This window comes from Rhizobium sp. SYY.PMSO, from assembly GCF_046840415.1.
GTDB lineage: Bacteria > Pseudomonadota > Alphaproteobacteria > Rhizobiales > Rhizobiaceae > Rhizobium.
Window position 1 is genome coordinate 2710209 of record NZ_CP177349.1, and the last position, 18228, is coordinate 2728436.

At 60.5% G+C, this 18228-nt stretch carries 18 protein-coding genes and 2 tRNA genes; 4 read left to right on the forward strand and 16 right to left on the reverse strand.

Going from position 1 to position 18228, the window contains the following annotated elements:
- Window positions 1-189 precede the first annotated feature (189 nt).
- Both ACJJVH_RS13220 and ACJJVH_RS13225 read left to right on the forward strand, forming a co-directional pair.
- Window positions 190-1077, forward strand: coding sequence for a DUF6030 family protein (locus tag ACJJVH_RS13220; RefSeq protein ID WP_412064118.1), 888 nt, complete (start codon window positions 190-192; stop codon window positions 1075-1077).
- A 238-nt stretch (window positions 1078-1315) separates the two neighbouring features.
- A complete protein-coding gene (locus ACJJVH_RS13225) occupies window positions 1316-2755 on the forward strand; it encodes a DHA2 family efflux MFS transporter permease subunit (RefSeq protein WP_412064119.1) in 1440 nt (479 codons plus the stop codon).
- A gap of 6 nt (window positions 2756-2761) precedes the next feature.
- Here the strand turns inward: ACJJVH_RS13225 and ACJJVH_RS13230 are convergent, their stop codons facing one another.
- The 13 genes from ACJJVH_RS13230 to ACJJVH_RS13290 all read right to left on the reverse strand — a co-directional run bounded on the left by ACJJVH_RS13230 (window position 2762) and on the right by ACJJVH_RS13290 (window position 14082).
- Window positions 2762-4312, reverse strand: a complete 1551-nt coding sequence (locus ACJJVH_RS13230; protein ID WP_112800427.1) for a SpoVR family protein — start codon at window positions 4310-4312, stop codon at window positions 2762-2764.
- Window positions 4312-5583: a YeaH/YhbH family protein gene (locus ACJJVH_RS13235; protein ID WP_112800425.1), complete on the reverse strand. Its 1272-nt coding sequence runs from the start codon at window positions 5581-5583 to the stop codon at window positions 4312-4314. Before ACJJVH_RS13235 ends, ACJJVH_RS13230 begins: the two co-directional genes overlap by 1 nt.
- Before the next feature lie 18 nt (window positions 5584-5601).
- Window positions 5602-7548 (reverse strand): PrkA family serine protein kinase, encoded by a 1947-nt coding sequence (locus ACJJVH_RS13240; RefSeq protein ID WP_412064120.1) that lies wholly within the window; start codon window positions 7546-7548, stop codon window positions 5602-5604.
- 335 nt (window positions 7549-7883) lie between these two features.
- Window positions 7884-7959 (reverse strand) — tRNA-Phe (locus ACJJVH_RS13245).
- Window positions 7960-8155: 196 nt separating this feature from the next.
- Window positions 8156-8371: a DNA gyrase inhibitor YacG gene (gene yacG, locus ACJJVH_RS13250; protein WP_112800831.1), complete on the reverse strand. Its 216-nt coding sequence runs from the start codon at window positions 8369-8371 to the stop codon at window positions 8156-8158.
- A 5-nt stretch (window positions 8372-8376) separates the two neighbouring features.
- Entirely contained in the window at window positions 8377-8997 is a 621-nt protein-coding gene (locus tag ACJJVH_RS13255) for a Maf-like protein (protein ID WP_112800421.1), read from the reverse strand.
- A gap of 109 nt (window positions 8998-9106) precedes the next feature.
- A complete protein-coding gene (gene infA / locus ACJJVH_RS13260) occupies window positions 9107-9325 on the reverse strand; it encodes a translation initiation factor IF-1 (protein ID WP_004117876.1) in 219 nt (72 codons plus the stop codon).
- 143 nt (window positions 9326-9468) lie between these two features.
- On the reverse strand, window positions 9469-9936 hold the full coding sequence (locus ACJJVH_RS13265) for a low molecular weight phosphatase family protein (protein ID WP_112800419.1): 468 nt from the start codon (window positions 9934-9936) through the stop codon (window positions 9469-9471).
- Between the two features lie 5 nt (window positions 9937-9941).
- A complete protein-coding gene (locus ACJJVH_RS13270; RefSeq protein WP_412064121.1) occupies window positions 9942-10415 on the reverse strand; it encodes a UPF0262 family protein in 474 nt (157 codons plus the stop codon).
- Window positions 10416-10418: 3 nt separating this feature from the next.
- Window positions 10419-11717, reverse strand: coding sequence for a histidinol dehydrogenase (hisD, locus tag ACJJVH_RS13275; RefSeq protein WP_412064122.1), 1299 nt, complete (start codon window positions 11715-11717; stop codon window positions 10419-10421).
- Window positions 11718-11775: 58 nt separating this feature from the next.
- Window positions 11776-12219: a DUF2948 family protein gene (locus ACJJVH_RS13280; RefSeq protein WP_112800413.1), complete on the reverse strand. Its 444-nt coding sequence runs from the start codon at window positions 12217-12219 to the stop codon at window positions 11776-11778.
- Window positions 12220-12452: 233 nt separating this feature from the next.
- Window positions 12453-13745 carry a UDP-N-acetylglucosamine 1-carboxyvinyltransferase gene (gene murA, locus ACJJVH_RS13285; RefSeq protein ID WP_112800411.1) on the reverse strand — a complete coding sequence of 431 codons (1293 nt, stop codon included), beginning with the start codon at window positions 13743-13745 and terminating at the stop codon, window positions 12453-12455.
- A gap of 142 nt (window positions 13746-13887) precedes the next feature.
- The gene (locus tag ACJJVH_RS13290) at window positions 13888-14082 is read right to left on the reverse strand and encodes a hypothetical protein (protein WP_412065169.1); all 195 of its coding nucleotides are present in this window, start codon (window positions 14080-14082) and stop codon (window positions 13888-13890) included.
- A 257-nt stretch (window positions 14083-14339) separates the two neighbouring features.
- Between ACJJVH_RS13290 and ACJJVH_RS13295 the strand changes: the two genes are divergently transcribed.
- Window positions 14340-14414: transfer RNA gene (locus ACJJVH_RS13295), tRNA-Thr, on the forward strand.
- A gap of 427 nt (window positions 14415-14841) precedes the next feature.
- Here ACJJVH_RS13295 and ACJJVH_RS13300 read toward each other — a convergent pair.
- Both ACJJVH_RS13300 and ACJJVH_RS13305 read right to left on the reverse strand, forming a co-directional pair.
- Window positions 14842-15249, reverse strand: a complete 408-nt coding sequence (locus tag ACJJVH_RS13300; RefSeq protein WP_162751887.1) for a hypothetical protein — start codon at window positions 15247-15249, stop codon at window positions 14842-14844.
- Between the two features lie 310 nt (window positions 15250-15559).
- On the reverse strand, window positions 15560-16198 hold the full coding sequence (locus ACJJVH_RS13305; protein ID WP_113356181.1) for an outer membrane protein: 639 nt from the start codon (window positions 16196-16198) through the stop codon (window positions 15560-15562).
- 312 nt (window positions 16199-16510) lie between these two features.
- Here ACJJVH_RS13305 and ACJJVH_RS13310 point away from each other — a divergent pair, with 312 nt between their 5' ends.
- Entirely contained in the window at window positions 16511-17575 is a 1065-nt protein-coding gene (locus ACJJVH_RS13310) for a D-alanine--D-alanine ligase family protein (protein WP_412064123.1), read from the forward strand.
- A gap of 20 nt (window positions 17576-17595) precedes the next feature.
- On the opposite strand, the gene ACJJVH_RS13315 is transcribed toward ACJJVH_RS13310, so the two are convergent.
- Window positions 17596-17943: a hypothetical protein gene (locus ACJJVH_RS13315; RefSeq protein ID WP_004117911.1), complete on the reverse strand. Its 348-nt coding sequence runs from the start codon at window positions 17941-17943 to the stop codon at window positions 17596-17598.
- Window positions 17944-18228: the final 285 nt, after the last annotated feature.

Genomic DNA, 18228 nt, shown 5'->3' on the forward strand with positions numbered 1-18228 from the left:
GCCTTGAAGTGCAGGAGGCCGATCCGAAAGATCGCGGCACGCTTTGGGCAACTTGCAACGTCATGAATTGACAAAGAAACTTTAGGATGATCAATCGTTCATAAACGCATATGCTGTAGCGTGAACGAGCTGCGCAACATACGGTCATTGCAGCACGCGGAGTCCTCGGGAGTAGCTGTGAACTGAATCATGTCGGTGGCGCCACCTCGCAAGAAAAGCAAGGCTGTCTTCTGGATTGCGGCTGTTGTCATCGGCTCGGTCATTCTGGCAACGGCGCTGCTTGCCAACGACATGCGCAACCTCAGGGCGCTGGATAGCCGCTATCATCTGAATTTGTTCCCTCAACAGCAGCAACAGGCCGCCGCTGCGTCGCCGGAGCCCGCACAGGGGCAGCAGCAGACCCACGCCGCGACGCCTCCGGATGCCAAAGCGGCAACCGCGGCTGCCACGTCCAGACATGACCGGGTGCCGCCGGCCAATGCCACGACCGCCAAACCACCTGCCAGGAAGATGTCCCACCTGTGGGACCCGCCGGTGGATGCATTGCTGAGCGCCTTCGTGCGAAGCTGGCGAATATCCGGCCAGACACTTTGCGCGGATCTGGTGAAATCCGGCCTCTCCGTGGGCGAGTGGCAGCAGAGCGAATTGGGCGCCGGCACATCCGAATGCAGCTATGCCGTCCAGAAAGGCACGCCTGGCGATCCGGGCGCGGCATCCTTCTTCATCATCGCCCGCGGCAAGCCGACCGGCGAACTCGAGACGATCCGCATCAAGGTGATCATGCCCGACAACGACGATGGCAAGGCAATCGCCGGCACCTTCGTCGACACGGTGGTCCTGTTGCTGAACGAGACGCACTGGCTGGATTTCCAGGTGGCGCTGGATGCGATCGGCAAATTGCAGGACGTGACGCTGCAGGCGTTCGGGGCCAAGCTGAGCTTCTTCAAGGAATTCCAGGCAAACAACAGTTTCAATCTTCAGCTGGAACTGCGCAGGACAGCGCCGGAGCAGATCCGCACCGCCATCGTCTTCGACAAGGCGCGCTGGACGTTGCCCTCCTCTCTCTCTACCAACTGACAATTCCGGGAAATGCGGGAGGCCCTGGGGGATCTGCCCATCACGCGCCCTGGCGGCCCGGTTTTTGTTGCGCTGCGCCATGGATGGTGCTCATATAGGCGACGATTCCGAAGGCTGGCGGATCACCGGCCGGCAGTGCCATGTTTCCCGAGAGCACGAGGCAGCGTCCAAAGGGATTCATGCAAATCGTCAAACACGCCTGTTCCCCCAACCGGGCGTTGGAAAGCTAATACAATCCATGGATTCGACAGACCTTAATCCGCAAGGCCAGACTTTCGCGGTCGAACGTAACCCCCGCCTGCGCTACATCATCCCCGCCGTGGTCGCCGTGGCCTTCCTGATGGAACAGCTCGATTCGACCATCCTCATCACCGCCGTCCCCGATATCGCCAAGAGCCTCGGTGCGACTCCGGTGCGGATGAATCTGGCCGTCACCACCTATATCCTGACGCTCGCCATGTTCATCCCGGTGAGCGGCTGGTTTGCGGACCGCTTCGGCGCGCGCCGCATCTTCGCTCTCTCCCTCTTCCTCTTCACGTTCGGCTCGATCCTGTGCGGTTTGGCGACCAGCCTGCCCATGCTGATCGCCATGCGGGCGCTGCAGGGTTTCGGCGGCGCGATGATGACCCCGGTCGGGCGCCTCATCCTCATCCGCAGCTTCCCACGCAGCCAGCTGGTGACGGCCATGACCTACATGACCCTGCCCGCCGTCATCGGGCCGGTGATAGGGCCGGTGCTCGGCGGCTTCCTGACGACCTACCTTTCCTGGCGCTGGATCTTCTGGGTAAACCTGCCGTTCGGCTTGATCGGCATGGCCATGGCGTTGCGCTACGTCGAGGACACCGAGCGCGACGAGACGATCAGGTTCGACTTTCCCGGTTTCGTCATGGTCGGTCTCGGCTGCGTGCTGCTGCAATACGGGATCGAGAATATCGGCCGGCCGACGATCCCGGTCTGGGCGATCGTCCTCGTTCTCGCTGCCGCCGGCCTGCTGCTGGTCGGCTTCATCCGCTATGCGAGAACGGCGGATTCGCCGGCCGTGGACCTCACCCTGTTCAGACTGCGCACCTTCCGCATCGGCACGCTTGCCGGCGGCATCTGTCGCGTCGGGCTGAACGGCGTCCCTTTCCTGCTGCCGCTGATGCTGCAGGTCGGCTTCGGATTAAGTGCTATCGTCTCGGGCACGCTGACCTTCGTCAGCGCCTTGAGCGCCCTTGCCGTGCGGCCGGTCTCGGCAAAATTGCTGAAGCTCTACGGCTTCGACCGCCTGTTGACCTGGAGCGCCGTGTTCGGCGCTGCCGTCGTTGCCGGCTTCGCGCTGATCACGCCGGACACGCCGCACTGGTTCATCATCGTCTACGTGTTCGTCTTCGGGCTGGCGCGGGCGGGGCAGTTCATGACCTCGAACACCCTGTCCTATTCCGATACCCCGGCCGCCCAGCTCAGCCGCGCGACGAGCCTTGGCGGCGTGTTGCAGCAATTGAGCGTCAGCTTCGGCATTTCCGTCGCCGCCATGCTGCTTGGCCTGGTCACGCTGGATGGATCGCCGCTGACGCCGGAGAAATTCCATGTCGCGTTTCTGCTGATGGCGATCATTCCCCTGCTCGGCATACCCGGCTTTCTCAAACTTCAGCCTGAAGACGGCGTACAGGTCAGCGGCCACCAGCGGCGGGGATAAAGGCTTTTACGCCGCAAGCGCCGAGGCGCGCGGATGAACGAGGTGATCGCGAAGCACGGTGCCGGAGCGATCGACCTCCTGCATCAGCACATCGTAGCTCCAGAGATCGGCCAGGTGCTGCAGCACGCGCTTGGCATCCATATCGTCCAGCAGCGCGCCGTTCAGTACCGTATGCCGGACCAGCAGCCGCCGGTCGCCGGCAAGATCGACATCGACGATCTCGATATGCGGATCGATCCAGCCGACATCGTATTGCCGGGACAATTCCCTGCGGATGCGCCGATATCCGCGCTCGTCGTGAATGGCGGCAACCCTCAGCCCCTCCTCCTCTTCCGGATCGTCGGTCAGCTGGAACATGCGCATCTTGCGCATCAGATGCGGGCTCAGGAACTGCGCCACGAAACTCTCGTCCCGGTAATTGGCCCAGAGATCGCGCAGCACCGCCATGGCATCGCCGGTGCCGGCGATTTCCGGAAACCACTGGCGATCCTCGTCTTTCGGCCTTGTCACGATGCGTTCGATATCCTGCATCATGGCAAAGCCGATAGCATAGGGATTGAGGCCGGAGTAACGGGGATCGTTGAAGGTCGGCTGAAAAACCACGTTGGTATGCGATTTCAGGAATTCGAGGAAATCGCCGTCGCTGATGCCGCCGAGTTCGTGCAGCCGCGTCATGATGCGATAGTGGACGTAGGTGGCCGTCCCCTCGTTCATCACCTTGGTCTGGCTCTGCGGGTAGAAATACTGCGCGACGTGCCGCACGATCCGGATGATCTCGCGCTGCCAGGGTTTCAGGCGCGGCGCCATCTTTTCCAGGAAATAGAGGATATTCTCCTGCGGCAGGCCAGCCAGCGAACGCCGCCGCTCCAGATCGAGGTCGAGGGTCTTCTTGCCATGGCCGGTGGGAACGGTGCGCCAAAGATCGTTGAAGATCTTCTCGTCATACTCGCGCCGCTCGCGCTCACGCTTTTCCTCGTCGCGCAGGTCCGGTGTCTTCTTGCCGGCATAGCGGTGGACCCCGTGCGACATCAGCGCGTGCGCCGCATCCAGCGTGCGCTCGACGGCGGCATGGCCATAGCGCTCCTCGCAGCGCGCGACGTAGCTCTTGGCGAAATTGAGGTAATCGAGAATGCCCTCGGCATCGGTCCAGAGCTTGAAGAGGTAGTTGTTCTTGAAGAAGTGATTGTGGCCGAAGGCGGCATGCGCAATCACAAGCGCCTGCATCGTCGCCGTATTCTCCTCCATCAGATAGGAGATGCAGGGGGAGCTGTTGATGACGATCTCATAGGCAAGTCCGCGCAATCCCTTGCGGTAGAAGGCTTCGTGGTGGGCGAAGTGCTTGCCGAAGGACCAGTGCTTGTAGAACAGCGGCATTCCGATCGAGGAATAGACGTCGAGCATCTGCTCGGCGGTGATGATCTCGATCTGGTTGGGATAAACGTTGAGACCAAGCTCGTCGACGGCGATCTTCTCGCAGGCATTGTGGATCCGCTGGATGGTGGCGAAATCCCAGTCCGCACCGTCGAAGAGCCGTTCCATCGATGCCTTTTTTGCCATCACCCGCTCCTTGTTTCCGCCGTCCGGCGCTGGAAGAGATCGTGAAAGACCGGATAGATCTGGCTGCGATCGCTGACACGCCGCATGGAAAGCACAGGCCAGGCCGCCTGCATCCGCTCGTAGAGCGACCAGATCGCCGAGCCGGACGAAATCGCGACACTGCGCGATTCACCCACCTCGAGATAGGCGAAGTACTGGCAGACGGGCAGGATCTCGCTCGTCATGAGCGCCGCCGTCGTCGCATTGTCGGAATAGGCATTGTCGCCGTCGGACGCCTGCGCGGCATAGATGTTCCAGTCCGAAGCCGGGAAACGATCATGCACGATCCGCCGCATCGCCTCCAGTGCGCTCGAAACCTGCGTGCCGCCGGTTGCCGGGCTGCGGAAGAAGGTCTCTTCGTCCACCTCCTCGGCCACGTCGGTATGCCGGATGAAAACGATCTCGACGCGGCGGTATTGCCGGGTCAGGAAGATGTAGAGCAGCATGTAGAAGCGCTTGGCGAGGTCCTTCATGTGCTCGGTCATCGAGCCCGACACGTCCATCAGGCAGAACATGACCGCTTGCGCCACCGGCTTCGGCTCGTTTTCGAAACGGCGATAGCGAATGTCGATCGGATCGATATAGGGAATGCGACGGACCTTCGATTCCAGCATCTTGATCTCAGCTTCAAGCTGCGCCCGGCGCGCTTCGTCCGTGCACTGCTCCGCCTCTTCGATGAGCTTCTCGACCGTCTCGGGCTTCGGACGATGGAGAGCGACACGGCGCATCATCGCCAGCCGCATGGTGCGGTTGATGGCGAGGTTGGCGGGCGATCCAGTCACCGAATAGCCTGAGCGAACCGGGTTGATCTGGTCGGCCGACATCAGCCGCCGCTTGGCAAGGTCGGGCAATTCGAGATCGTCGAGGAAAAGATCCAGGAACTCGTCCCGGGTCAGGATGAAGCGGAAAGCATCCTCGCCTGTGCCGTCACCGCCGGCGCGCGGACTGCCGCCGCCGCTTTCCGGCCGGGGAAGGACATCCCCTTCGATAAAGTCCTTGTTGCCGGGAAGAATGTGCTCCTTGAGGCCCTCCGGGCCGCGATGGAACCGGGGCTCCTCGGTTCCATCCAGGGGAATGCTGATTTCGCCACCTTTCAGAATGTCCTGAATGTCGCGCTTTTGAGAGGATTCATAGACCGCTCTCTGCACCAGCGCTTTTGCTCTTCGCAAAAACCGTTGACGATTTTCCAGACTTTTTCCGCCTGGGTTCAGGCGTCTGTCAACAATGTGCATTCCTTCTTCCTTGGTGGCTCATCCTGCCTGTTTCACACGCATATACCATTCCACAAGCCGCCGGACCTGACGCTCGGTATAGCCCCGAGCAACCATGCGCTCGACGAATTCGCCATGTTTCTTTTCCGATTCGCCATCCTTCTTGGAGCCGAACGAAATGACGGGCAAAAGGTCCTCGACCTGGGAGAACATCCGCTTTTCGATGACTTCACGGATCTTCTCGTAGCTGGTCCAGGATGGATTCTTGCCGCCGTGGCTCGCCCGCGCCCGCAAGCAGAACTTGACGATCTCGTTGCGGAAATCCTTGGGGTTGGCGATGCCGGCCGGCTTTTCGATCTTGGTGAGCTCCTGGTTCAAAAGCTCGCGGTCGAGAAGCTGGCCCGTGTCGGGATCCTTGAAGTCCACATCCTCGATCCAGGCGTCGGCGTAATCGACGTAGCGATCGAAGAGGTTCTGGCCGTAATCGGCATAGGACTCCAGATAAGCTTTCTGGATCTCGTTGCCGATGAACTCCGCGTAGCGTGGCGCCAGTTCGCTCTTGATGAACTCTATGTAGAGCTTTTCGGTTTCAAGCGGCAGCTGCTCCCGGCGGATCGCCTGTTCCAGCATGTACATGAGATGCACCGGATCGGCGCCGACCTCCGTCGTGTCGTAGTTGAAGGTCGCCGCCAGCACCTTGAAGGCGAAGCGGGTCGAAGCTCCGTCCATGCCTTCGTCGACACCGGCCGAATCGCGATATTCCTGCACGCTGCGCGCTCTCGGATCGGTCTCCTTCAGGCTCTCGCCGTCATAGACCCGAAGCTTGGAGAAAGCCGTCGAATTCTCGTGCTTGGCAAGCCGCGTCAGGACCGTGAAGCGGGCGAGCGTCTCGAGAGTCGACGGCGCGCAGGGCGCGTCGCTGAGCTCAGATTCCTCGATCAGCTTCTCGTAGATCTTCTGCTCCTCGGTGACGCGCAGGCAATAAGGCACCTTCACGACGCAGATGCGGTCGATGAACGCCTCATTGTTCTTGTTGGCCTTGAAGCTCTGCCACTCCGACTCGTTGGAGTGCGCGAGAATGATGCCCGAGAAGGGTATCGCGCCGATATTCTCGGTGCCGATATAGTTCCCTTCCTGCGTCGCCGTCAGCAGCGGATGCAGCATCTTGATCGGCGCCTTGAACATCTCGACGAATTCGAGAATGCCCTGGTTTGCGCGGTTCAATGCACCCGAATAGCTGTAGGCGTCCGGATCGTTCTGCGCGAGACTTTCGAGCTTGCGGATATCCACCTTGCCGACCAGCGAAGAGATATCCTGGTTGTTCTCGTCACCCGGCTCCGTCTTGGCGACGGCAATCTGCCGCAGCCTGGAGGGCTGCATCCGGACAACACGGAAGCGCGAAATATCGCCTTCGAACTCTTCCAGCCGCTTCAGGCACCAGGGGCTCATCAGCCCGGTCAGGCGACGGCGGGGAATGCCGTAGCGCTCCTCGAGCATCGGCCCCATGGTGACGGGATCGAACAGACTGAGCGGACTTTCAAAGACCGGGCTCAGCTCGTTTCCGGCCTTGAGCACATAGATGGGATGCACCTCCATCAGCGATTTCAGCCGCTCGGCGAGCGAGGACTTCCCTCCGCCGACAGGCCCGAGCAGATAGAGGATCTGCTTGCGCTCCTCCAATCCCTGTGCCGCGTGACGGAAGAAGGCGACGATACGCTCGATCGTCTCTTCCATGCCGAAAAAGCCAGCGAAGGCCGGATAAGTCCGGATGGTCCGGTTCATGAAAATACGTCCAAGGCGGGTATCCTTGGCCGTATCGATCAGGACCGGCTCGCCCATCGCTGCCAGCAACCGCTCTGCCGCATTCGCGTACATGAGCGGGTCGTCCCGGCACGCTTCCAGGTATTCGGAAAATGACATCTCGACTTCGCGCCGTGCTTCGAAAGAACGGGCGAACGTGTTGAATAGCACATCGTTGTTTAACATGGCGCCTCGATAGCTTGCTATTGCAATAAACGCCGGCTTCACGAGATCACTTAATCCCGCTGTATCTAAGGTGCGGTATGACTCGCTTCGAATCAATAGGTGATCTGTCAATAATTCGTACGCTTGATTCCGAATGTCATCAACATCTTGATGGGATCATGCACCGAATTAATGAAACGCAACCCTAGGATGGTTGCGATCAAATACCACCCGCGACGATCTGCGTAATATCGACAAGCATCTTTTGCGGGTATTCACGCGAATACCCGATGTCAAAGAAGAATTGATCGAAGCCAGCGTCGGGCTTCATTGTCCGCATGATTGGGGAGAAAAGATGGTGCCCAGAGCCGGAATCGAACCAGCGACACGCGGATTTTCAATCCGCTGCTCTACCAACTGAGCTATCTGGGCATCCAGGCTTCGCGTCGAAAGAAGAGCCTTAGCAGGCGCTGGGCGGTTGGTTCGCCCCGGAAGCGAGCGGGGTTATAGCATCTTGTTCGGCCATGTCCAGCAGCAAATGACTCTTTTTTGACAGGAAATCGACTTTTGACAATTCGCGAACAAATTGAATGAGTTCGTAAGATCGAACGGTTTTGGAAAACGGTATTCAGTCCTGATCGGAGCCGTCGGCCTTCGTCTCGTCCTCGGTCACGGGGATGGCATAGGAGCCGTTGAGCCAGCGCGAGAGATCGACGGAACGGCAGCGATCAGAGCAGAAGGGATAATGGTCGCGCACCGAAGGGCGGCCGCATTCCGGACAGGGACGCGTCTTGCGCAGCGGCTCGACCTTCGAACCGACCTTGATATCCTCAGCCTTCGTCATGAGCGCTATCCTTCCTGCCATCCGGCGTGGACATCGAATCCCTCGCCCGCGAGCAGCAGCATGGTTTCATAAAGCGGCAATCCCACGACATTGGTGTAGGAACCGACCAGCTTCTGCACGAAGGAGCCGGCAAGCCCCTGAATGCCGTAGGCCCCTGCCTTGCCGCGCCACTGGCCGGAGGCAAGGTACATCTCGATATCGCGACCGGAGAGCCGCTTGAAGCGCACCTTGGTCTCGATCACCTTCTGGCGCAGCTTCCGGTCCGGCGTGATCAGGCAGATGCCGGTATAGACGACATGGCCGCGCCCGGAGAGCAGATGCAGCGCCGCGGACGCTTCATCGACGAATTCGGCCTTCGGCAGGATGCGCCGTCCGACGGCCACGACCGTATCGGCGGACAGGATATAGCTCCCCTGCCAGGCGGCATCGCTCTTGATGGCCGCGAACGCCGCCTCGCCCTTCTCGGCAGAAAGCCGCCGCGCCAGCGAGCGCGGATGCTCCGACTTCTTCGGCGTCTCGTCGATGTCCATAGGCATGAGGCGCGCGGGCTCGATGCCTGACTGATGCAGGAGCTCGACGCGACGCGGCGATCCGGAGGCCAGTATCAGCTTGTGTTTCAACGCCATCAGATCTCGACCTGTCATGCGGGAATGAGAGCGGGCTCCGGAGCATGAAGCCGAAAAGTGTCGCCGGCTTTCGGACGACGCTCCGCTTCTGCGATTCCGGAGCGGCGGCCTACTTGAAACGATAGGTGATGCGGCCCTTGGTCAGGTCGTAAGGGGTCATTTCCACCAGCACCTTGTCGCCGGCCAGAACGCGGATGCGGTTCTTGCGCATGCGGCCCGCGGTGTGGGCGATGATCTCGTGCTCGTTTTCCAGCTTCACGCGGAAGGTCGCGTTCGGCAGGAGTTCGGTAACGACACCGGGAAATTCGAGGACTTCTTCTTTCGGCATTAAAGCTTCTTTTCCTGTCGGTTGAGGCCGGAGCCCATGGCAAAAAGCCGGGGGTCTCCGGAAATTTGCGCGGAAACTACACAATCGCCGCGGTTTTGTGAACCTCGTTGATAGGGGTTTCTGCATTTGTTTCGTTTGCGGCCCTATAGAGAGCCGCGATGTTCCACCAGCCTGCTCTCTATCAGGCCGAGAAGATAGTCCCGCACGTCGCGATAGGCATCCAGAACCTGCTCGCGCGTTCCATCCGTCGCCGACGGGTCCATGGTCGGCCAGTAGATGACGTCGACGGCGTTCGCCCGCGTCAATTCCAAAGCGGCATGATGCGCCTCGGGCGACAAGGTGATGATGACATCGAAGAAATCGTCCTCCAGCTCCTCCATGGTCTGCGGCTGCCGGCGGCCGAGCGAAAGCCCGATCTCGGCAAGCACGACATCGACGAAGGGATTGCGCTCGCCGGCGCGCACGCCGGCAGAGGCGATATAGGTGCCCTGCGGCAGCATGCTGCGCGCGATCGCCTCGGCCATGGGCGAACGGATGGCATTGAGCCCGCACATGAAAAGGATGGCGCCGGGGGATTTGCCGTTATGCTCGATCGCCTGCGGCTCTTCCATATCGCTCACCCGCGCCAGTAGAGCACGCAAACGAGCGTGAAGAGCCGGCGCGCCGTGTCGAAATCCACGGTGATCTTGCCGTTCAGCCGGTCCATCAGGGTTTGGGAACCTTCGTTGTGAATGCCGCGCCGACCCATGTCGATCGCCTCGATGCGGCTGGGGGTGGCGGAGCGGATCGCCTCGTAATAGCTCTCGCAGATCATGAAGTAGTCCTTCACGATCCGGCGGAACGGGGTGAGCGACAGGATATGGGTGGCGACCACGCCGCCGTCTTCCGTGCGGATATCGAAGACCAGCTTCTGCTCGACCAGCGACAGGTGCAGGAGGTAGGGACCGCCCTCGTGTCCGGCCGGCCTGAAGCTGTTTTCCTCGATCAGGTCGAAGATGGCGACGGCGCGCTCATGCTCGACATCGGGCGTAGAGCGGCCGATCGTGTCGTCCAGGACCACATCGCTCAGCCGGAATACCCCCTTGGCCATGCCTTACCCCTCGAGATTGAGGCGGATCGCGACCGATCGCGCATGTGCGTCCAGCCCCTCGGAATTGGCAAGCGCGATCGCCGCCGGCCCAAGGGCGCGAAGCTGCTCGGGACCGAGCCGCAAAATCGAGGTGCGCTTGACGAAATCAAGCACGGAAAGGCCGGAGGAAAAGCGCGCCGAGCGGGCCGTCGGCAGCACATGGTTGGAGCCGCCGACATAATCGCCGATCACTTCCGGCGTATGCCGTCCGACGAAGATCGCGCCGGCATTGCGGATGCCGTCAAGCAACGGCTCGGGATCCTCGACGGCGAGCTCCAGATGCTCGGCTGCGATGCGGTTGGCAAGCGCAATGGCTTGTCTCAGCTCGGGAACCAGAATGACCGCACCGAAATCGCGCCAGCTCGCCGCCGCCGTCTGCGAGCGGCTAAGCTGCTTCAGCTGGCGCTCGACCGCCGCTTCCACGGCCTTGCCAAACTCTGCATCGTCGGTAATCAGGATCGATTGCGCGCTTTCGTCATGCTCGGCCTGCGCCAGGAGATCGGCTGCGATCCAGTCGGGATCGTTGTTCCTGTCGGCGATGACGAGGACTTCCGACGGGCCGGCGATCATGTCGATGCCGACGGTGCCGAAGACGTGGCGCTTGGCCGCTGCCACATAGGCATTGCCGGGGCCGGTGATCTTATAGACCGGCTTGATCGTCTCGGTGCCATGGGCGAGCGCGGCCACCGCCTGCGCGCCGCCGATGCGGTAGATTTCCTCGACGCCGGCCATGCGGGCAGCGGCAAGGACCGCCGGATTGATCGCGCCATCCTTGGCCGGCACGACGATGACGATGCGCTCGACGCCGGCGACCTTGGCAGGCACGGCATTCATCAGCACCGAACTCGGATAGCTCGCCGTGCCGCCGGGCACATAGAGGCCGACAGCCTCGATCGCCGTCCAGCGCGAGCCGAGGCCGACGCCGAGATCGTCCTCATAGATATCGTCCTTCGGCAACTGCCGGCGGTGATGCGATTCGATGCGGGTGGCCGCGACCTTCAACGCGCCCAGGACCTCGGCAGGAACGGCAGCGACGGCCGCATCGATCTCCGCTTCGCTGACGCGCATCGGCGTCACGGCGAAATCGACGCCGTCGAATTTCCTGGAGTAGTCCGCGAGGGCAGCATCACCCCGCGCCCGCACATCGTCGATGATGGCGCGCACCACGGCATTCACATCCTCGGACACTTCCCGCTTCGTCGTCAGGAAAGCGGCGAACTGCTGCTCGAACCCTTCAGACGCCTGATCCAGCCAGATAGCCAAAACTGATATTCCCTTCCATCCACGCCGCCGTCAGCGGCCGCATCCAACCGTCACAAGCCTATTCGCCCGCATCCGGATGCCGAGGCTTGTGCGCCGTTTCCCACGCACCGCCGACATCCGCAAGCTGGGCCTCGATACATTCGACATCGAGCGCGATCGTGGCATTGGCGGCAAGGGCCAGTTCGATCGTACCGTCCGGCCCTTCGCCTTTCTGCTCGAAGCGGATGGCGAGCAGCGACAACACCTCGTCGCGGTTGCGCCGGTCGATGCCGCTGGAGCGCACCGCCTGCACGCGCTTGAACACCAGCGCGGAACGATGGCGTTCGTAAGGCTTGCCGCGCTGATCCGATTGCTCCCAGACGAAACGGTTGGCCGCGAGCGAAAACTGCTCCTGCTTCGGCGCAAAAGACATGTCGCCGACCTTGAAGACGCTATCCTGCATATAGGCAGAGATGACATCCAGGTCCTCGGTGTCGAGTGCCATCAGCTTGAGATCGCTCATTCGTCCTTTATCCCCGATCGCGCCATTGGAACGCCAGGCAAAACACGATTGCCGACGTTTCTCCATTCTGGACATAGGATGCGAGCGCAAAAGACGCAACCGAAGAAAGCGGGCAGGCCCGCTCTCTTCACGACAAGAGATGGAATTGCAGCGCGTCGCGCAAAGCCGTGTCGCAGCTTTGCGACAATGGGATGCCCAAAACCGCGGAGCAATCCCGCGGAATCACGAGAGGGTCAGTCGCTGATACGCTCGACCACCGCGCCGCAGCGCGTCAGCTTGTCTTCCAGCCGCTCGAAGCCGCGGTCGAGGTGATAGATGCGCGACACCAGCGTCTCGCCTTCGGCGGCAAGGCCTGCGATGACGAGCGAGACCGAAGCGCGAAGATCCGTCGCCATGACGGGCGCGCCCTTCAGCTTCTCGACACCCTCGATGCGGGCGGTCTGGCCGGAAAGCGAGATCTTCGCGCCGAGGCGGGCCAGTTCCTGCACATGCATGAAGCGGTTTTCGAAGATGGTCTCGGTGATATGCGAAATGCCGCCAGAGCGGGTCATCAGCGCCATGAACTGCGCCTGCAGGTCGGTCGGGAAGCCGGGGAACGGATCGGTGACGATGTCGACGGGCCGGATGCCGCCGCCATTGCGCCTGACGCGGATGCCGCTCGCCGTCGGCGAAATATCCGCACCGGCGCGGCGCAGGCTTTCGAGCGCGGTGTCGAGCAGCGCGACATCGGTATTCTCAAGCGTGACGTCGCCGCCCGCCATGGCAACGGCCATGGCGTAGGTGCCGGTTTCGATGCGATCGGGCAGCACGCGATGGCGCGCACCGGAAAGCGAAGTGACGCCCTCGATGGTGATCGTGCTGGTGCCGGCGCCGGAAATCTTGGCGCCCATGGCGATCAGGCAGTTGGCGAGATCGACGATCTCGGGCTCGCGGGCCGCATTGCCGATGACGGTGGTGCCGCGGGCAAGCGTGGCGGCCATCATCATCACATGCGTCGCGCCGACGGACACCTTCGGGAACACATAGCGGGCGCCGATGAGGCCGCCCTTCGGCGCGGTGGCATTGATATAGCCGCCATCGATTTCCATCGTGGCGCCCAGCGCCGCCAGACCCTCGATGAAGAGATCGACCGGACGCGTGCCGATGGCGCAGCCGCCCGGCAGCGAGACGCGCGCCTGTCCCTCGCGGGCGAGCAGCGGCCCGATGACCCAGAAGCTCGCGCGCATCTTGGCGACCAGCTCATAAGGGGCTGTCGTGTCGACGATGGTGCGGCAGGTGAAATGGATCGTGCGGGAATAGCCGTCTTCCTGACGCTCACGCCGGCCGTTGACGGCGACATCGACACCGTGATTGCCGAGAATGCGCATCAGGAGCTCGACATCGGCCAGATGCGGCACGTTTTCGAGCGTCAGGGTATCGCTGGTCAGAAGCGAGGCGATCATCAGCGGCAGGGCGGCATTCTTGGCGCCGGAGATCGGAATGATACCGTTGAGCTCATTGCCGCCGACAATCCTGATACGATCCATATAAGCAATACGGGCGAGGCCCGCCTTTCCTGAAGTTCCGAACGCCCAAGTTTCCCGCGCCTGATTTCAGGCACTTGGTAAAAGGCGCTCTTTAGACGAAATAGATTAACGCATCAATTCGTTTGATGATGGGCGACATCAATCATTGCGATTCGTCCATTTTTGCGGCGGAATCCCCGCTATCCCCAGCCTTTGCCGCCGGCAGGCCATCCGTCTCGTCCGCCTGGCCGGCGCGCCGCGCCCTGACCTGCTGCTTGCGCCGCGACAGGTTCTCGCGCAGCTTCTGCGCCGCCCGCTCCCGCCGCCGATCCGCTTCCGTGACCTGCCTGCCGCTCACGGGCCCGCCCGCCTCGTCGCCGGCCCCGCCATCGACCCCACTGGGCGCCGAGCCGCCCTGCAAAGCCTGCCCTTCATCGATTTTCGTCTTGTCCGCAGCCATGGTTTTCCCATAACCGAAAACGCCCGCCTTCAAAAGACCGACACATTTTTTCCAACGATCTTTCACAGAACTTGCAATTTGCGGCTTGCACTCGGCCTCCACCTATGGCAATAGCCGCCTCGCCCAATACGGCGCACCACACAGCGCCACGGAATGCTGCTATAGCTCAGGGGTAGAGCACTCCCTTGGTAAGGGAGAGGCCGAGAGTTCAAATCTCTCTAGCAGCACCAGTTTTCCCGCTACTAACAATAATTTCGGCGATGGTTGCGCAAGTTGCGACCTCATTGGAGAACAAGCGGTCGGGCAATCATGCATCAAAGCCTGTGGACGGTCGCACATCTAAACGGCTTCGCGTCTAATACACTCGCCGAGTTGCAGCGCTGGGGGGGAGTGGACAACCGCTGCCAACAAATTTTCACACCGGCAGCGGATACTTGCGCATCTTGTCAATTAGATTCGAATTATCAGCGGTTTCAAAGCAAACTGCTTTCGCTTTCCATCGATCGTGATGCTGTCTTCCATTATCTAATGGAATCCATTTGATTGCCGATTCACTATGTGGAAATCACAGCCAAAATCTGAAATTAGCGATTGCCAAGCCACCAGACCGATCGGCCACATCGCACTGCAGTCAGCGTCATCTGATAACCAAAAGCACTATTGATTATCAGCAGCGTAGTTCTCCCCGACATCAAGCAAATGCTTCGCGGATTGGCAAAATCCGTCTTTTTGTTCTTGTGTCGGATATGTCATCGTTGAGACTGCGCCCGCGAGGATGAACAGTTTCTGACCTTCATCGCTCTTTAGAAACCCGTTGGCCACCACCAGCCTTTCCAACTTTTTGGATGGTTGTGGACTATTGCATGCATTGGTCGCAAACAGCCCAACAAAATAGGAAGACTGAATGGGGAACCTTGCGCTGTAGCTGGAAAATTCCCGCATTAGAAGATTTTGGTCCGTAAAAATTGCAGCCACATACTGCTTCATTTCAGGTGACAACTCGTCTGCGAACGCAGGGCAGAATCCCCATATAAGCGCACCGCAGATGACTAGTATCTTCCGCATGTTACCTCCGGCGCCCTCACGCACGACGACACGTATAAGGCGAACCACTATTTTCCGAATCATCTAAACGGTCAACGACATCTTCCTTCTTTGAAAAGAAATAGATCTCCTCTTGATTGTATCGATATGAAAGCGGGCCGCGCCCTCAAGTCAGCTCGCGCCATTTAACGGCGTCGGCTTTCCTGAATTCCATTCAGGATGCAAAGCGTCGACTCGCATGTTCACCACAGGCCGCCACAATCTCTGCGCAACAAAAAAACCCCGCCAGCGAACGCCAGCGGGGCTCTCCAAATCAAACTAGTCCTAAATCTTAGAACTTCACGCCGATGCCGACGCCGACGACGTGCTGGTCGAGGTCGGCCTTGATGCCGAGCACGTCCTTGTCGCCATAGCTGTTGAAGCGGTATTCGGCGCGGGCGAAGATATTGTTGGTGAAGGCGTAGTCGACGCCGGCGCCGATGGTCCAGCCATTGAAGGTCTTGGTTTCCTTGTCGCCCGGCACCTTGATGAAGCCGCGCGTCGCGGTCCAGCCGCCGGTTGCGTAGATGAGCGTACGGTCGAAGGCATAGCCGAGGCGGCCGCGGACCGAGCCGGTGATATCCGTGCCGACCTTTACCTTCGTACCGAAGACGTCATAACTGTTGGAGTTCCAGTTGCGGCCGATGTCGCCATCGATACCGACGACGACATTGTTGTTCAGCTGATAGTTGAAGCCGGCAAAGCCGCCGACGAAGCCGCCGTTGAAATCATCCGAGGCGCGGGCGCCCGGAACACTGAAATCACCCTTCAACCAGCTTCCGCCGCCGTGCACACCGACATAACCGCCGGTCCAGGAAAAGCCTTCCGCAGGCGCTGCAACCGGGGCGCTGGGGGTCGCCAGATCGGCTGCATGGGCAGAAAACGCGAGAGTTGACGCAATGATCGCAACGGACGCGAAAAGGGATTTCATTCTTCATTCTCCTCAAGATTGCTTTACTACGATCAATCGTAGAGCCGACTACATACAACCTTAAGACAAACAATGCTGTGTTGAAATTGCAACAAATATACAATTAATAGCAGTAGAATTAGTATTGAATCGATTGAGAAAATCACCTCGCTCCGGCGCGAACGACTACACGTATGAGGATCATGCTTGCGGCGGGGAAAACATCTGTACCGATTGTTCTTATTTCCTCCGCACCCCTCCCCAATTTAGCTGCAATCCCGCGTTTAAACCCTCCCATCATCATATCCATCCTCGCCCGGGAGAAAAACCTCAATGTCGAAACTACGCGTCGCCGTTCTGTTTGGCGGTCAGTCCAGCGAGCATGAGGTTTCCGTCATGTCGGCCCGCAATGTCGTCAGGGCGATCGATGCCGGGCGATATGAGATCGTGCCGATCCTGATCGATCGCGGCGGGCGCTGGCTGCTGGTGGAGGAAAAGGGTGGCGTGCTGCCGGAGCCGATTGCCTATGAGGGCCGGCAAGTCTGCCTGGTTCCGGGTGGCAAGGGGCGGCTTCTGGCGCTGGAAGCGTCGAGCGTCCGCGAGCTGCCTGCGGTCGATGTGCTGTTTCCGGTGCTGCATGGGCTGAACGGCGAGGATGGCTCCATTCAGGGCCTTGCCCAGATCGTCGGCCTGCCCCTCGTCGGCTGCGGCATTCTCGGCTCGGCCAATGCGATCGACAAGGACATGGCAAAGCGCCTGCTGCGCGAGGCCGGCCTGCCGGTTGCCCGTTCCGTGACGCTTGTGCGCGGCGACAAGCCTGATTTCGATGAGATCGTGGGCGCGCTCGGCTCGCCCGTCTTCGTCAAGCCCACGCGCCAGGGCTCGTCGGTCGGGGTCAGCAAGGTGCAGGATTCGGCGTCGTTCGAGACAGCGCTTGCCGAAGCCTTCCGGCATGACCGCAAGGTGCTGGTGGAGGAATTCGTCCGCGCCCGCGAGATCGAATGCGCCGTGCTGGAAGAGCCTGACGGCTCGCTCTTCGTCTCCGTGCCGGGCGAGATCGCCACGGCCGCGACCCATGGCTTCTACTCCTACGAAGCGAAATATCTCGATCAGGATGGCGCCGTCGTCACCGTGCCGGCGGATATTCCCGCCGGGACGGCAGAGGTGTTGAAGCGCATGGCGGCGGATGGCTTTCGCGCGCTCGGATGCGAAGGGCTGGCGCGCGTCGATTTCTTCGTTCGGCCGGATCAGAGTGTCGTCATCAACGAAGTCAACACCATGCCCGGCTTCACCAATATCAGCATGTATCCCAAGGCCATGGGCGCCTCGGGCATTTCCTATCCGGAGCTTGTCAGCCGCCTGATCGAGCACGGGCTTGCGCGGGCACGTCAGGGTTAATCGAGCCTACGCGCCTGCCCTCAGACCTTTTCCGTCTTCTTGGTCTTGACCTTCGGCTCGACAGGCGCATCCGGCGTCGGCGCGAGCAGTTTTCTGAGCGAGGCGATCTTGTCCTTCACCAGCGGGCGGAAACGGCTGGCGCGATAGGGCATGTCGGCGGCACCATAGCCTTCCGGCCCGTCATCATTGCCGCGATGGATCTCTTCCAGCTTCACGCCGATGAAGGTGCCGTCGACATAATGCGTGTATTCGCCGACCCAGCGGATGGTGTAGATCGTCCCCTTGCGGATCAGCTGATCGATGCTGACATGCTTGAACTTGTCGTCGATGCAGACGACCTTCTGGCCCACATGGAAATCGTAGCTCACCCTGCCCTCCTTGAAACGACGCAAGCAACCCGGCTGCGTCGTTGACAAGCATAGCCTCATATGCGCTGCCGAGTAAACGCGGGCCGAGGTCGCACGCGGGATCGATGAAATGGCGGGACAATCACATGTCAGATGAGATCGTTGCCACATACCTCCTTCTCCCCTCGGGGAGAAGGTGCCAACAAGCGGATGAGGGGGGTTTGCCGGAAGCACAAGATTTTCGAATTCGGTTTGGCCAGCCCCTCATCCGACCTTTCGAGCCACCTTCTCCCCGAGGGGAGAAGG

Coding starts and splice junctions, on each gene's coding strand:
- ACJJVH_RS13220 (WP_412064118.1), top strand. CDS start 190: ATGTCGGTGGCGCCACCTCGCAAGAAAAGCAAGGCTGTCTTCTGGATT.
- ACJJVH_RS13225 (WP_412064119.1), top strand. CDS start 1,316: ATGGATTCGACAGACCTTAATCCGCAAGGCCAGACTTTCGCGGTCGAA.
- ACJJVH_RS13230 (WP_112800427.1), bottom strand. CDS start 4,312: ATGGCAAAAAAGGCATCGATGGAACGGCTCTTCGACGGTGCGGACTGG.
- ACJJVH_RS13235 (WP_112800425.1), bottom strand. CDS start 5,583: ATGCACATTGTTGACAGACGCCTGAACCCAGGCGGAAAAAGTCTGGAA.
- ACJJVH_RS13240 (WP_412064120.1), bottom strand. CDS start 7,548: ATGTTAAACAACGATGTGCTATTCAACACGTTCGCCCGTTCTTTCGAA.
- yacG (WP_112800831.1), bottom strand. CDS start 8,371: ATGACGAAGGCTGAGGATATCAAGGTCGGTTCGAAGGTCGAGCCGCTG.
- ACJJVH_RS13255 (WP_112800421.1), bottom strand. CDS start 8,997: ATGGCGTTGAAACACAAGCTGATACTGGCCTCCGGATCGCCGCGTCGC.
- infA (WP_004117876.1), bottom strand. CDS start 9,325: ATGCCGAAAGAAGAAGTCCTCGAATTTCCCGGTGTCGTTACCGAACTC.
- ACJJVH_RS13265 (WP_112800419.1), bottom strand. CDS start 9,936: ATGGAAGAGCCGCAGGCGATCGAGCATAACGGCAAATCCCCCGGCGCC.
- ACJJVH_RS13270 (WP_412064121.1), bottom strand. CDS start 10,415: ATGGCCAAGGGGGTATTCCGGCTGAGCGATGTGGTCCTGGACGACACG.
- ACJJVH_RS13280 (WP_112800413.1), bottom strand. CDS start 12,219: ATGAGCGATCTCAAGCTGATGGCACTCGACACCGAGGACCTGGATGTC.
- murA (WP_112800411.1), bottom strand. CDS start 13,745: ATGGATCGTATCAGGATTGTCGGCGGCAATGAGCTCAACGGTATCATT.
- ACJJVH_RS13300 (WP_162751887.1), bottom strand. CDS start 15,249: ATGCGGAAGATACTAGTCATCTGCGGTGCGCTTATATGGGGATTCTGC.
- ACJJVH_RS13305 (WP_113356181.1), bottom strand. CDS start 16,198: ATGAAATCCCTTTTCGCGTCCGTTGCGATCATTGCGTCAACTCTCGCG.
- ACJJVH_RS13310 (WP_412064123.1), top strand. CDS start 16,511: ATGTCGAAACTACGCGTCGCCGTTCTGTTTGGCGGTCAGTCCAGCGAG.